The organism is Actinoplanes sp. NPDC048796 (assembly GCF_040650035.1).
In the GTDB taxonomy this organism is placed as follows: domain Bacteria; phylum Actinomycetota; class Actinomycetes; order Mycobacteriales; family Micromonosporaceae; genus Actinoplanes.
In genome coordinates this window covers 271,371-284,823 of record NZ_JBEZGO010000010.1, presented here as the reverse complement: position 1 = coordinate 284,823, position 13,453 = coordinate 271,371, and the positions used below count along the sequence as shown (strand labels likewise).

Sequence of the window (13,453 nt, the reverse complement as noted above, 5' to 3'; positions counted from 1 at the left end):
GGAAGCTAAGCCCTCCAGCGCCGATGGTACTGCACTCGGGAGGGTGTGGGAGAGTAGGACGCCGCCGGACTCAACGTGAAACAGTAGGCCCACCCGGGATCGGGTGGGCCTACTGTCATTTCCGCGCCCTTTTTGAAAGACGGTCGGGGTAGAAGGGTCGTGTGCGGCTCGGTGCCCGAAGGAGCGCAGGGCGGCTGGATGGTGAGGGCTGCTCCGTGATCAGAAAGTGGCGATGGGGTTTGCTGGGCTGCCCGATGTGGCGGCCAGGCGGAGCGGGGCCACGGTCAGGTGGAAGTCCCACTGGTTGAGGACGGCCGCGGTTGTGGCGCAGGCCTCCAGGTCGCAGTTGTCGAGGAGCCACAGGCCCATGGCGACCAGGCCCACGGCGTGGACCGGCATGAGGATGTCCCCGTAACCGGAGGGCTGGACGTCCTGTGGAGTGTCCGCGCCGATCAGGGCGACCTCCCGTTCGTACAGCCAAGGCAAGCAGGAAGCGTGCCAGCCGGCTTGGGTGAAGCCGGCGTTGTCGCCGGTCTCGCGGCGGGCTCGGCCGTAACCGGTTCGCAGGAGCACGGCGTCGCCGGGGCGCACCTGTACGCCCTGGCGGCGTTCGGCCTGCTCCAGGTCGGCGGGGAAAGCGCCCTCGCCCGGTTCCAGCCATGGGACGCCGCGGACCGCCGCGATGTCGAGGAGGACGCCGTGCGTGACGATGCCGTCGGCGGCCGCTGTCACTGCTGCCCACGCCGCGCCGGTGTCGGGGTCCACCGCCGAGTGGGGGCGGCCGTTGTAGAGCCGGCCGTCCCAGAAGAGATGGCTCGGGGCGTCCAAGTGGGTGACTGTATTGCCGTGGTAGGTGACGGCCAGCCGCTCGTTGGTGAAGCCCCAGCGGCGGTCGCTGTGGAACCGGGCCGGCATGTTCTCGGCGCCGGGCATGTCGACGGCGTACGGAATGGTGGTCGTCGACCGTTCCATGTCGCCGGGGGTGGTGATCTCCCAGGCGCAGGACACGCTCCGGCCGTGGCGGACGGACCGGGCGGCGGCCAGGCGGACGCCGTCGGTGATGTGGTTGAGGGTGCCCAGCTGGTCGTCGGCGCCCCAACGGCCCCAGTTCGACAGCGTCTCGAAGTAGCCGAGGGGGATCGTCATTCCAGCAGCGTACGACGGGTTCTACGCCGTCCAGGCACCAAGCTTGGCCGGGTTGCGGATCGCCCAGACCCGGGTGATCCCGCTCGGGGCCAGTTCGAAGGCCAGGACCGTCACGGTGACGCCGGAAAGCTGGACCACGAGGCCGGGGTGGCCGTTCACCGTGCGTTCCAGGATGTCCATGCCGGGCATGACGCGGAACAGACTGGCGGCGTGCCGGGCGATCTGGTCGCGGCCGTGCAGCGGATGCCGCACCGTGCTGACCTGGCCGCCGCCGTCCGCGGTCACGACGGCGTCCGGGTCGAGCAGGGCGATCAGGGCGCCGATGTCCTTCGCCTCCCACGCCTGCTTGAAGGCGCGGACCACGCGGGCCTGACCGGACGGCGGTGTGCGGGGCACCCGGGATTCGCCGACGCGACGGCGGGCTGATGAGGCGAGTTTGCGGCAGGCCACCGGCGTACGGCCGAGGACTGTAGCTATCTCGGCGAACGGGTAACCGAAGACGTCGTGGAGGAGGAACGCCACGCGCTCGGCGGGGGTCATGGCGTCCAGGACGATCAGGAAGGCCATGGTGAGGGACTCGTCCTGGGTGACCCGGTCGGAAAGGTCCGCGTATCCGGCGGGCAGCGGCTCGGGGATCCAGGCGCCCACATAGCGTTCGCGGCGGGAGCGGGCCGAACCCAGCAGGTCCAGGCAGACGCGGCTGGCCACAGTGGTGAGCCAAGCGGCGGGGTTGTCGATGGCGTCCCGCTGGGGGTGGGTGAGCGCATACCACCGGGCGTACGTCTCCTGGACCACATCCTCGGCATCGGCCAGGGAGCCGGTCATGCGGTAGGCCAGGGTGAGCAGTTGACGGCGCTCGACGGTGATCGCGCTCATGTTCGCCATGTCTACCCGACGCACGGCACAATCGCGGAGGCTGCGTCGTCGAGTAGGCATGCGGAAGACTTTCACTTTCCTTGCGGCGGCGCTTCTGCTGATCGTCATCGCTCAGTTCGTGTTCGCCACCACCGGGGGGTTCCACGCGAGCTCGTACCGGCTGCACCACGCCATGGGGTACGTCATCTTCTTCGTACCACTGATCATGGCGATCGTGGCCGCGGCGGGGCGTCTGCCGGCGCGGCTCGTGTGGGTGTCCCTGCTCGTCGTGGGGCTGGACTCGTTGCAGGTGGTGATTGCCGAGATCGGCGGATTGTGGACGGCGCTGCACGGGCTCAACGGGCTGGCGATCCTCGCCTCCTCAGGGTGGCTGCTGAAGAGTGCGGCGCCGCGCGGAACTCCCCACGCGGGGCGTAAGTCCGATAGCGTCGCTCCCCGATGACCGACGTATTGCCGATCGACGATCTGGCCGCCTTCGTCGCCCGCGCCATGCCGACGTTCGCCGAACGGGTTCCGGAGCCGACCGCTCTGCTGCTGGGCCGCCTGGCCGCGCCCGCCGAGGAGAGTGCGAGGCCGCCCCACCCGCGGCACCACGCGGAGCCCGAAGTGGTGGGCACGCTGCGGGTTCTTGGCCCGCTCCCGCCGGAACGGCTGCTGGGTGCCCTCGAACGGGCGATCGCCCGCCACGACTGGACCGCCGCCTCCACGGGCTACCTGCCCAAGCCCGTGGAAGCCCGCTTCGCCTTCGTGGCGTCCGGCGGCGCCGACAGCGAGGCGGTCACCGCGGCCACCCTGCTGGAACGCCTCCGGCCGGGCCTGAGCGCCCGCGTGACCGACCTGGTGCGAACGCTCAGAACGCACCCGGCCGTCGCGCCCCTGATGGACGCGGCCGGTGCTCAGACCGAGGCCGCCATCGCGAGGCGGCACGGGGCCGTCCACACCGGTCTGGCCGTCGCGGTGGCCGGGGCCGTCGTTCACCAGGCCGACCCGCCGGGCCTCGTGTCGAGGCCCGCGGCCGTGGTCGGGCTGGCGCTGGGTGCGGCGGTTCCGGTGCTGCGGGAGATTCCGATGCCTGAGGCGTACGCGGCGGCGCTGCTCGAGAAGGTGAGGGCCGGATACCTCTTGCCGCGCCACATGTTCGGCTCGGTGACGGTGGCGGGACACCGGTTCGGGATGGTCGAGGGGGCGTTTCCCGCTGTCGGCGACTTCTCCGGCAACGGGCTGGCCGTGGCCGCGGACGGCGGGGTGGTCGTGCGCACCGGCGTCGCCGACGGGCACCTTCGCGTCGAGTTGGCGGTGCTGGCCGAAGCTCCGGCCGAGGTGGAGGACGGCTGGGAGGAGGTCGTCGAGCTCAGCTGGCACGCGGCCGAGGGCCAAGCCTCGATCGTCTCGCCCGACGGCACCGTCGGTGGGCGACTGCGCCACCAGACGCCGCCGTGGCCGGGCGACTACCGGGTACGGGTCCACGCCGTCGACCGGGACAGCGGCGACACCGAGTTCGAGCGGTACAAACTCGTGGTCTGGGCCGCCCCGCCGGCTCCGCAGACCGTGCACAAGCGCACCGACGAGCTCGGATACCGGCTCCGCGGCGAAACCGGGCCGGCCCGCGAGGCCCGCCCCGAGCACGCCTACCGCTGGGTGCGCCGCAGCCGCCTGGCCGTGGCGGCCACGGTCACCGTCGTGACCGGGGCGACGATGGCCGCGGCGCTGCGCGCGTTCGGCGCCGACCCGGACCGGCCGGAACCGATCGACGTCATCGAGCGCGACCTGTCCCTGCGGCGGTCGGTGGATCCGTGGGTGGCGGCGTTCGACGCCGGTGACGCCGTCGTCCTGGTCGAGGACAACGGCTACCGAGGAGCTGACCCCGGCGTGCTGCGCGCCGCGTCGGCCGGTGGGCGGGCGGCGAGCATGTTCTGGAACGTCAACGCCATGACGCGGCTGTCGTTCGCCGAGCGTGGCGAGCTGCTGGCCGCCTTCGAGCCGTTCGGCGGCGAACAGACGCCGCCCGCGGTGACCGAGGCCCTGGCCGGCATCGACTTCGCTGAGCGGGGATACCGCACGGAGAAGGGTCTGGCGGCTGTGGAACGCTTCACCGGCCGGGGGATCACCGCCGCCGACGTGACCCGTGTGTTCGCATCGGGCTCTGGATATCGCATCGAGGAATGAGGGTGGCCGCGTGCCGCACATCGAACTGCCCCCGCTTCCGGGCATGGTGGGCCTGCTGGCCGCCTACCCGGAGACCGCCGGGGCGCTGAACGGGCTGGCCGAGACGCTGTTGCGGGGGCCGTCCCCGCTGACCCCGGCCCAGCGCGAGACCATCGCCGCCCACGTCTCCCGCGGCAACGACTGCACCTTCTGCGCCGAGACGCACGGCGCCGTGGCCCGCCGCTTGGCCGGCGCCGCCGCGGACGGTGAAGGCGCGGACAGTGAAGGCGCGGACAGTGAAGGCGCGGACAGTGAAGGCGCGGACGGCGCAGGCGGGGGTGGCGTGGGCGGCGGCGGCGCGGACGGCGGTGGCGGCGGGGAGCTGATGGAGGCGTTGCTCGCGCTGGCGGACAAGGTGCGTGTCAGCGGGCGGGCCGTCACCGGCGACGACGTGGAACGGGCCCGGGCGGCCGGGGCCGACGACCGGACGGTCCACGACACGGTGTTGATCGCGGCGGCGTTCAGCATGTTCAACCGCTATGTGGACGGGCTGGGCACGCTGGCGCCCGGGGAGCCGGCGCACTACGAGCGGCACGCCGGCTTCCTCGCCGAGAGGGGATATCTGACCTGATCAGCGGGGCGGCAGCTCCTGCAGCGCCCAGCTGTTGCCGTCGGGGTCCTTGAAGTGCACGAACCGGCCCCACGGCTGCGGATCGACGTCGGTGCACTCCACGCCCACCTCGACGAGGTGTTTGTGGGCCGCGTCGGCGTCGGGGACGACGATCTGGATCTCCTGGGTGCCGGGTGTCTTGTCGGTGATGCCCTCGCCCACGCAGATCGAGCAGGCCGAGCCCGGCGGGGTCAGCTGGACGAACCGCAGGCTGTCGCTGACCCGCTGGTCATGGTCGGCGTTGAAGCCGACCCGCACGTAGAATTCCTTGGCCCGGTCGACATCGGTCACCGGCACGGGGACGAGCTCGATTTTCCAGTCCATGCCCTCACCGTAGGGCGGGGGTACGACAGTTTCCGCCCGGGTGACAGTCGTGCCAGGCCCAGCGGTTGGTTGAGTTCGGCCGGCCGGGGTAATGCCCGCTCATGATCATCCCCCCTGATCTGCCGCTACCCGGGCACGGTGCCACAGCTGAACGCTTCCGCCTTCTGGCCGAGCTCGGCCGCGAGGATCTGGTCAAGGCCCGCCTCGGTGAGGGCCACGCCGACGCCGTCGCCATCCGCGTCGAGCTGGGCGACCTGGAAAAGCCCGAAACCCCGTCCGGCGAGAGGTGGGGCGTCTGGGCGGCGGCGCCTTCGTCCGTACGGGCTGAGCGCACCTCCGGAGGCTGGCGCCTGACCGGTGAGCGCCCGTGGTGTTCCGGGGCCGCGTGGTGCACCGACGCACTGGTGACGGCCGCCGCCGAGGACGGGATCCGGCTGTTCGCGGTGCGGAACGAGCCCCCGCACGCGGTGCCGGTCGACGGAACGTGGCCCGCGATCGGGATGGCCGGCAGCGACAGCCGCACCGTTCGCTTCGACACCGCCCCCGCCCGGCCCGTGGGAGAACCCGGCCGATATGTGGACCGTCCGGGTTTCTGGCACGGCGGCGTCGGGGTGGCGGCCTGCTGGTACGGCGGTGCCGTCGGCGTGGCCGACCGCCTGCTCGCCGCCACCGACCTCGGCCCGCACGGCCTGGCCCATCTCGGCGCCGTCGACGTGGCCCTGGGCGCGGCCCGCGCGGTCCTGGCCGGGGCCGCCGCTCAGATCGACGCCGACCCGGCGGGCAACGCGCACCGCTTGGCGCTGAGGGCCCGGGCGACCGTCGAGGCCGCCGCCACCGAAGTCCTCGACCGTGTGGGCCGCGCGCTGGGCGCGGGCCCGCTCGGCCGGGACGAGGCGCACGCCCGCCGCGTGGCCGACCTGACCGTCTACCTCCGCCAGAGCCACGCCGAGAAGGATCTCGAACAGCTCGGCGCGGCCCTGTTGTCCGGAAGCGGCAAGCCGTGGTGACCGAGATCAGCGGGGCGGGGACAGCCGAGGCGACCTGGCGCGGCTGGACGGCGATGAACGAATGGCCGGTGCTCACCGGGGAGCCGGGGCCGCTTCCGCCGCTCGTGGTGGCGCCCCATCCGGACGACGAGATCCTGGGTGTGGCCGGGCTCATGGCAACGCTCGGCGACGTCACCCTGGTCGCCGTCACCGACGGGGAGGCGTCCCACCCGGATTCGACCGTCCATACCCGGGAGCGGCTGGCCGGGATCCGCCGGAACGAGACCGCGGAAGCGATGAAGCGGCTGGGACTCGGCACGTCACCGGTCGTACGGCTCGGGCATCCCGACGGCGAGGTCGGCGAAGCGGCCCTCACCGACACACTGACCCGGCTGCTCCGGAAGGACCAGTGGTGCCTGGCCACCTGGCGCGGCGACGGTCATCCCGACCACGAGGCGGTGGGCCGGGCCGCGGCCGAAGCCTGCGCCCGGACCGGTGCCCGGCTGCTCGAGTATCCGATCTGGACCTGGCACTGGGCCGCGCCGGGCGACACCCGTGTGCCGTGGGAGCGGGCTCGCCGCGTACCGCTGAGTCCTGAGGTCCTGGCCGCCAAACAGGCCGCCGTCGAGGCTTTTCCGAGCCAGATCCGCCCACTCGGGCCGGATCCGGCCGACACGGCCATCCTGCCCCCGCACGTTCTCGCGCGGTTCGCGCGCCCGTTCGAAGTGGTGCTGACATGACGACACCCATCAACTACTTCGAGCAGATGTACGCGGCCGACGCCGACCCCTGGAGTTTCGAGTCGCGCTGGTACGACGCCCGCAAGCACGCCCTGACCGTCGCGATCGCCCCCGCCCGCCGGTACCGGTCGGCTTTCGAGCCCGGATGCTCCACCGGCCGGCTGACCGCCCGGCTGGCCCCGCGATGCGACAAGCTGCTGGCCGTCGACGCGGTCGAGAGCGCCGTGACGACGGCCGCCGAGAGACTGGCCGGGGCGCCCGGAGTGACGGTGGAGCGCGCGACCATCCCCGCGGAGTGGCCGGGCGGGACGTTCGACCTGATCGTGCTGTCGGAACTCGGCTACTACTTCGACGACGCCGACCTGGACACGCTGCTGACCCGGGCGGTGGACTCGCTCGAACCCGGCGGTGACCTGATAGCCGTGCACTGGCGCTGGCCGGTCGAGGAACACGCCCGCTCCGGCGACGACGTGCACCGGGCCCTCGCCGCCCGGCCCGAACTGGCGCGCCTGTCCCGGCTGGAGGAGGCCGACTTCCTGCTCGAAGTCTTCTCCCGCACCACCGAGGCCCGATCGGTGGCCCAGCGCGAGGGCCTGGCGTGAAGCGCCTCGCGGTGATCGTGCCGGCGCACAACGAGGAGTCCCTGCTGCCGGCCTGCCTGCGGGCGCTGCGGGCGTGCCCGTCCCCGGTCCCGGCCGAACTCATCGTGGTGGCCGACGCCTGCGCCGACGGCACCGCCGCGGCGGCCCGGACGGCCGGAGCCCACGTGCTCACCACGAACGCGCGCAACGTCGGCGCGGCCCGGGCGGCCGGCGCCGCGTACGCCATGAGAGCCGGAACCGACGGCCTGTGGCTGGCCACTACAGACGCCGACAGCCGGGTACCATGCCGCTGGCTGAACTGGCAGCTGACGCACGCCCGAGCCGGCGCCGACCTGCTGCTGGGCACGGTCCGCGTCGACGATTGGGGCCGCTGGCCGGAAACGTTGCGCACCGTCTACGAGACCGCCTACGGACGGGCCACCCAGCCCCACGTGCACGGCGCCAACCTGGGCTTCGCCGCCATCACCTACGCCGAGACCGGCGGCTTCCCGCCCGTCCCCGTCAACGAGGACCGCGAGCTGATCGCCCGTTTCCAAGCCGCCGGTGCCCACATAGCAACCGACCCCGCCTGCCCGGTGACGACCAGCGCCCGCCCCATCGCCCGCGCCCCGCACGGTTTCTCAGCCCACCTGGCAACCTTGGCCGCCGGCCTCCAGCCGACATAGCCGCTGGTCGCCTGTTCCGCACCGAGCAGAGGTGTACTGGTTCAATGCCGCCTGGTTTCACCTCTCGACACGAGAGAAGACAGCAGGAACTTGTTCGGGCAGGAAGGCGATCCGGCTGTGGGCGTATACGGGGGTTCTGGCCATGGTGGCGGTAGGAGCCGGAGTGGTCGGGACGACAGCGTCGGCGGCGCCGTCCCAGCCGGCGTATCAGGCCGCGGTGGGGGCGTTCTCCTGTTCGAAGTGCTCCTGCCAGACCGCCCAGCGGGTCTCCGGGCCGAGGGCCTTGGCCCTGTACATGGCCAGGTCGGCTCGGTGCACGATGACGTCGTGGGTCAGTTCGCCGGGGGCCGAGACCGCGATGCCGATGCTGGCCCGCAGCGGGATCAGCTTGCCGTCGATGATGACCGGGGCCAGGGACGAGGCGATGCGGCCGGCCACGTCGTACGCCTGCTCGGGGAAGTCCAGGCCGGGCAGGACCACTGAGAACTCGTCGCCGCCGAGGCGGCAGGGCAGGCCCCAGTCGGGGACGCAGGCGCGCAGGACGCGGGCGAACTCGACCAGCACCAGGTCGCCGGACTTGTGGCCGAGGGTGTCGTTGATGGCCTTGAAGTCGTTCAGGTCGATCACCATGACGGCGCTGTGCTTGCCGGTTCGGGCGTCGCGGTCCAGGGCGCGGTTCGAGGTGGCCCGGAACGGTACCCGGTTGGCCAGGCCGGTCAGGCCGTCGGTGACCGCCCGCTCGTCGCTCTCCCGCTGCACCAGGGTCTGGCGGACCAGCACGATCACGCTGATGAGGGTGCCGCCCAGGGCCAGGCCGCCCCACGGCCACAACGATCCGGACCGGGCCGCGGCCGTCAGCATCAGGCCGTTGGCGACGGCGATCGCGGCGAACGGCATGTAGCGCGCGACCCGGAACCTCCGCCGGTATTCGCGCCGCTCCTCAGCGCCGCGGCTCTGCTCCACCGCGGCCGCCGCCAGCAGGGCGTCGGCGGTCAGCCAGCAGATGAACTGCCACGGCGAGTGCGTGTCGATCAGCTCGTGGCTGCGCAGGTAGCCGTGGACCGCGTCGCCCGCGAACAGCACGAGCGCGCCGGCCGTCAGCATGCGCAGCGCTCGCGGCGTGGAGCCGAGCGTGCCGCGCAGCAGCACCCGGGCCACGCTGAACAGCAGCGCCAGGTCGGCGATCGGGTACACCGCGGCCGGCACGATGACGCCGCCGGAGAAGCCGTGCTGGGAGATGTAGGCGCCGAACGAGAAGTACCAGAGCAGCATGCAGCCGCCGACCAGCACCACCGAGGCGTCGAGCGCGGTCTTCCAGCGCTCGCGGCGTGACGTCGCCGGCAGCGGGAACAGTTGCAGCGCCAGCAGCAGCGAGACGACGAACGCCACGTGCGTCACATCGTCCATCATCGTCGTGCCGGCGAGGGCGAACACGGGCGAGGCCACCAGCACCAGGAAGCTCAGCGCCACCGCCCGCCACGCCGGCCCCGCGGTGCGCGAGGCCTGGACGGCCGCGATCAGCCCGATCAGGCCGAAGACGCTACGGGCGGCCTCGGCCACCTGGTCGTAATGCTGGTGTCCGCTGAACAGCGCGCTCACCGAGAGGGCGAGCACCACCACGTACAGGAGACCCAGGCTCAGATACGCGGCCTTCCAGTTCCTCATGGTCCCCTCACGGATCCGCCACCACCGACCTGCCCAGCATCGGTAGTGGCGGAGCCGACTTGAGGATCCCTCAGTGGTCCCAGACCAGCGCGTCGCCGACCGGGCGCTGCGACCCGCCGCTGGGGGTGTTCACCACGGCGCCGTCGGCGACCATCGTGGTCGAGCCGCCGCCGTCGAGGTTGATGGCGTCGCGCAGCCCGAGCGCCTTGGCCACCTCGGCCGTCTCGTCCATCGTCGTGCCCACGCTGGTGGCCATCCGGCCGTCGATGGTGGCCAGCACCAGGTCGCCCCGCCGGTTGGTGCCGGCGATGGTGCGCGGGTTGCGGTCGAAGAAGCTGCCGGTGCCGTCCGGCACCACGACGGCGCCCTTCTCGACCAGGCGGTAACGCCCGTTCACGGCGTACGTCCCGGGTTCGAGGGCCACCCGGCGCCCGGAAGCGTCGGTCACCCGGTGCTTCACGGTCAGGCATCCCTTGGCCAGCGCGGTCAGCGCCGCCGCCTGCTCGCCGGCGGCCTGCACCGACGTCTGGCCCTTGGCCAGGGCGGTTCCGCGGGTGGCGGCGACGCGTACGACGCAACCCCGCTTGTCGAGCACGACCTCCGTGCCGTCACCGGACGGCGTGCGCGCGCCGAATTCCGGCGTGAACTCGGCGACGGCGGGCGACGGGTCGTTGATCTGCGCGATCGGCAGGGACGCCTTGGTGCGCGGGTTGACGACGGTTCCCTCGTACGACAATCGGCCCACCGCGAAGGTGTTGCGGCGCGAGTCGATGACGAGGTCGGCCTCGGTCCCGTCGGTGGTCGGCTCACTGAGCAGCCGGCCCCCGTACACCCCCAATCCCACCGGCGTGCCCGGGTAGAGCCGGCTCGCCGTGAACGTGAAGAACGAGGCGTTGACGCCGGCCACCGCGTCCTCGGCGGCGACCAGGTCGGTGACCGTCTCGGTGCGGGACAGATCGGCGCCGTACGTCGCCTTGAGGTGCCCCCGCGCCCGGTCCGGGTCGATGGTCAGGACGTTGACCCGCCACGGGCCCTTGGTGGTGGTGTTGATGTCGCCGGCGGCCGCCGGCTCGGTGCCGCGCACGATCCGGGTGAGCGTCACACCGCGCTCGAGCGTCCGCGCCGTACGCGTCTCGGCCAGCCCGGAGTCGCCGAGCGGGAGCGAAGGGGCGGGAGGGGCCGGGTGACCGGCCGGGACCAGCGCCGCCACCAACACGCCCGCGACCAAACCAGGAATCATGATCGATATCCTGCGCACCAGATCCGACATCCACCTGACCAACCGATGAAGACCCGGCAAGTCTCCGGCAAGCGCACCGCAAGCGGGCGGCCCGAGGCTGGCCGGCATGAACACACTGCTGGGAATTTGGGCCCACCCGGACGACGAAGCATATCTATCGGGTGGATTGATGGCGCTGGCCGCCCAGCGCGGCGACCGGGTGGTCTGCGTGACCGCCACGCGGGGCGAGCACGGCACGAGTGACCCGCGGCGGTGGCCGCCTGCGCGCCTGGCCGCCGAACGGGCCACGGAGCTGGCGCGCTGCCTGCGGATCCTCGGTGTCACCGAGCACCACTGGCTCGGCTGTCCCGACGGCGGCTGCGCGGACGTCCCGGCCGCCGAGGCGGTCGCGAAGCTGGCCGCCCTGATCGGCGAGATCCGCCCCGACACGGTCGTCACCTTCGGACTCGACGGCAACACCGGCCACGCCGACCACCGCGCGGTCGCCCGGTGGACGGCCGCCGCGTTCGCCCGGGCGGCCGCCCCCGGCGCCCGGCTGCTGCGCAGCGCGGTCGGCGAGCGCTGGCACCGGCGCTGGGCGCCGCTGAACGACGGCCTGGGCATCTTCGAACCGGGCTACCCCGTCGTGGTGCCGGACGGCGCCCTCACCGTGGACCTGGTGCTGGACGACGCGACGGTGCGCCGCAAGGTGCGGGCGCTGGCCGCCCAGGGGACGCAGACGGCGGCCCTCATCGGTGCCATGGGCGTCGACCGGTACACCGAGTGGGTGCGCGAGGAGTCCTTCGTCGCGTGGGTGCCCCCGAACTCGGGGCACACCCCGTGCCCGTCGTGCTGGTGGGACCTCACGACCGCCCGCTGGCAGTGCGCCTGCTGACCGTCATTCCACGATCCGGGGAACGACCGTACGGACCTCGACCGGAGCGCCCGGGGCGCCGCCGGGACGGGACTTGTACTCGCCGATGCCCACGCAGGTGAACAGCAGGGTGACCAGATCGCCGGGCTCGTGCAGCAGGGCGGGCACCTCCGAGTCGAGGAAGGTCATGCCGGTGGCGGTCGCGCCGGTGGCGTAGGCGGCCAGGTGCAGCCGGCCCTCGACGAGGCCGGAGGCGAGCTGGGCCGCCCGGTAGGACCGGTCGTCCAGCGCGTCGCCGGGCCGGGCGGCGATGACCACGTACGCGGCCTCGGCCGCCAGCGACTGGCCGAGGCAGACCCGTTCGAGCTCGCCGCGAAGGTCGCCCGTGACGACCGGCGTGAGGCCGGGCCACCGGTAGAGGCCGGGGGCCAGGCCGTCGACGCCGTGCGCCACCACCCAGTGCGGCACGTCGACGCCGCGGGTGGCCGCGGACATGGCCCACTCCAGGTCGGCGCGGGGCACCGTTTTCGTGCGGTCCATGCGGCGCTGCGAGCCGCGCCGGCGGATCACCTCGTCCAGCGTCTGCTCGCCCGGGTGGGTGCCGACCGTGACGGCCGCCGGCCAGGGCGCGCCCAGGGTGTCCCGGTCGCCGGCGTGCTGGGCCGCGGTCACCAGGGGGAACTCGACCGGCGGGAGCTCGCCGGCAGTGGCCGGGCCGGTCGGGGCGACCGCCGGCGTACCGTCGCCGAAAGTCAGCAGGGCCACCGGGAACTCGTGGGTGCCGTCGGCGCCGACCAGCTCGCCGACCCGGGTGTCGGGGAACAGCGTGCGCAGGCGCGGTTCCAGGCCGGCCGAGGCGGTCGCGGCGTCCAGCTGGGCCAGCAGGGTCCCGGCGTCCCAGTAGACGTGCCGGAAGCCGCGCTCGGCGTAGCGCCAGCCGGTGCGCCACGGGACACCGGTGACGATCAGGGTGGTGGCGTCGCCGCCGGCCGGCGGGGCGATCTGCAGCAGGGCGTGGGCCATCGGGTCGTACCAGTGCACGCCGTCCGGAACGCCGGCGACGCCGCGCGCGGAGACGTACAGCTCGAGCGGGAAACGGGCGCCGGCCGAGCCGGCGGCGCGGAACACGAAACGGCGGCCGTTGCGCACGGAGGTCCGCACGACACCGGCGCCCAGGAACAGGATGCGGCCGAGCTGCGCGGCGTCGAGCGCCTGGGGCGGGGAAGCCGCGCCGGACAGGACGGCCGTGGCCGGGACGCCGGAGGCGGGCAGGTCGCGGGGAAGCTCGACAGTGGGCAGGCCCGGCCCGTACGTCTTGTAAGGCGGTGGGAAGGTCTCCGGATCGTTCGGGGTGAGGTCGTGACGGACCCGGCGGTCGTCGACCGGGGCGTCCCATTCGCGGTCGGGCTGGTACGAAGTGAGGCGGTGCAGCAGGCCGGCGCCGGAGTCGAAATCCATTCCGACAGACTGCCACCGATCAGCGGAATGGTTGAGCCCGCGTACTCAGGACCGGCCCGCCTCGATGGCGAAAGGATGACGGG

14 protein-coding genes are annotated in these 13,453 nt (G+C 72.8%); 8 read left to right on the top strand and 6 right to left on the bottom strand.

The annotated features are described in order from the left end of the window. Window positions 1-219: 219 nt before the first annotated feature. Together AB0C26_RS34280 and sigJ are read right to left on the bottom strand one after the other, a co-directional pair. Complete coding sequence (locus AB0C26_RS34280; protein ID WP_360256087.1) at window positions 220-1,146, bottom strand: cyclase family protein; 927 nt, start codon at window positions 1,144-1,146, stop codon at window positions 220-222. Window positions 1,147-1,167: 21 nt separating this feature from the next. Then, entirely contained in the window at window positions 1,168-2,022 is an 855-nt protein-coding gene (gene sigJ, locus AB0C26_RS34275) for an RNA polymerase sigma factor SigJ (RefSeq protein ID WP_360256085.1), read from the bottom strand. 58 nt (window positions 2,023-2,080) lie between these two features. Here sigJ and AB0C26_RS34270 point away from each other — a divergent pair, with 58 nt between their 5' ends. Genes AB0C26_RS34270 through AB0C26_RS34260 form a run of 3 tightly spaced genes read left to right on the top strand, consistent with a single transcriptional unit; the run spans window position 2,081 to window position 4,798 of the window. After that, entirely contained in the window at window positions 2,081-2,464 is a 384-nt protein-coding gene (locus AB0C26_RS34270; protein ID WP_360256083.1) for a DUF6220 domain-containing protein, read from the top strand. Beyond that, window positions 2,461-4,188 carry a DUF6461 domain-containing protein gene (locus tag AB0C26_RS34265; RefSeq protein ID WP_360256081.1) on the top strand — a complete coding sequence of 576 codons (1,728 nt, stop codon included), beginning with the start codon at window positions 2,461-2,463 and terminating at the stop codon, window positions 4,186-4,188. The genes AB0C26_RS34270 and AB0C26_RS34265 overlap by 4 nt, the downstream gene beginning before the upstream one ends. 10 nt (window positions 4,189-4,198) lie before the next feature. Then, complete coding sequence (locus tag AB0C26_RS34260) at window positions 4,199-4,798, top strand: carboxymuconolactone decarboxylase family protein (RefSeq protein WP_360256078.1); 600 nt, start codon at window positions 4,199-4,201, stop codon at window positions 4,796-4,798. On the opposite strand, the gene AB0C26_RS34255 is transcribed toward AB0C26_RS34260, so the two are convergent. Beyond that, on the bottom strand, window positions 4,799-5,161 hold the full coding sequence (locus tag AB0C26_RS34255; RefSeq protein WP_360256076.1) for a VOC family protein: 363 nt from the start codon (window positions 5,159-5,161) through the stop codon (window positions 4,799-4,801). A 101-nt stretch (window positions 5,162-5,262) separates the two neighbouring features. Here AB0C26_RS34255 and AB0C26_RS34250 point away from each other — a divergent pair, with 101 nt between their 5' ends. The 4 genes from AB0C26_RS34250 to AB0C26_RS34235 are packed head-to-tail and all read left to right on the top strand — an operon-like array spanning window position 5,263 to window position 8,154. Further along, window positions 5,263-6,168 (top strand): acyl-CoA dehydrogenase, encoded by a 906-nt coding sequence (locus tag AB0C26_RS34250; RefSeq protein ID WP_360256073.1) that lies wholly within the window; start codon window positions 5,263-5,265, stop codon window positions 6,166-6,168. Further along, a complete protein-coding gene (locus AB0C26_RS34245; protein WP_360256071.1) occupies window positions 6,162-6,887 on the top strand; it encodes a PIG-L family deacetylase in 726 nt (241 codons plus the stop codon). The genes AB0C26_RS34250 and AB0C26_RS34245 overlap by 7 nt, the downstream gene beginning before the upstream one ends. Continuing rightward, on the top strand, window positions 6,884-7,489 hold the full coding sequence (locus AB0C26_RS34240) for a class I SAM-dependent methyltransferase (protein WP_360256069.1): 606 nt from the start codon (window positions 6,884-6,886) through the stop codon (window positions 7,487-7,489). The genes AB0C26_RS34245 and AB0C26_RS34240 overlap by 4 nt, the downstream gene beginning before the upstream one ends. Further along, on the top strand, window positions 7,486-8,154 hold the full coding sequence (locus AB0C26_RS34235) for a glycosyltransferase (protein ID WP_360256066.1): 669 nt from the start codon (window positions 7,486-7,488) through the stop codon (window positions 8,152-8,154). The genes AB0C26_RS34240 and AB0C26_RS34235 overlap by 4 nt, the downstream gene beginning before the upstream one ends. A gap of 207 nt (window positions 8,155-8,361) precedes the next feature. On the opposite strand, the gene AB0C26_RS34230 is transcribed toward AB0C26_RS34235, so the two are convergent. Beyond that, complete coding sequence (locus AB0C26_RS34230) at window positions 8,362-9,819, bottom strand: GGDEF domain-containing protein (protein WP_360256063.1); 1,458 nt, start codon at window positions 9,817-9,819, stop codon at window positions 8,362-8,364. A gap of 70 nt (window positions 9,820-9,889) precedes the next feature. Continuing rightward, a complete protein-coding gene (locus tag AB0C26_RS34225) occupies window positions 9,890-11,059 on the bottom strand; it encodes a phosphodiester glycosidase family protein (protein WP_360256061.1) in 1,170 nt (389 codons plus the stop codon). A 106-nt stretch (window positions 11,060-11,165) separates the two neighbouring features. Here AB0C26_RS34225 and AB0C26_RS34220 point away from each other — a divergent pair, with 106 nt between their 5' ends. Further along, window positions 11,166-11,933 carry a PIG-L family deacetylase gene (locus AB0C26_RS34220; RefSeq protein WP_360256059.1) on the top strand — a complete coding sequence of 256 codons (768 nt, stop codon included), beginning with the start codon at window positions 11,166-11,168 and terminating at the stop codon, window positions 11,931-11,933. A gap of 3 nt (window positions 11,934-11,936) precedes the next feature. Here AB0C26_RS34220 and AB0C26_RS34215 read toward each other — a convergent pair whose 3' ends face one another. Continuing rightward, on the bottom strand, window positions 11,937-13,370 hold the full coding sequence (locus tag AB0C26_RS34215; protein WP_360256057.1) for a hypothetical protein: 1,434 nt from the start codon (window positions 13,368-13,370) through the stop codon (window positions 11,937-11,939). Window positions 13,371-13,453 lie beyond the last annotated feature (83 nt).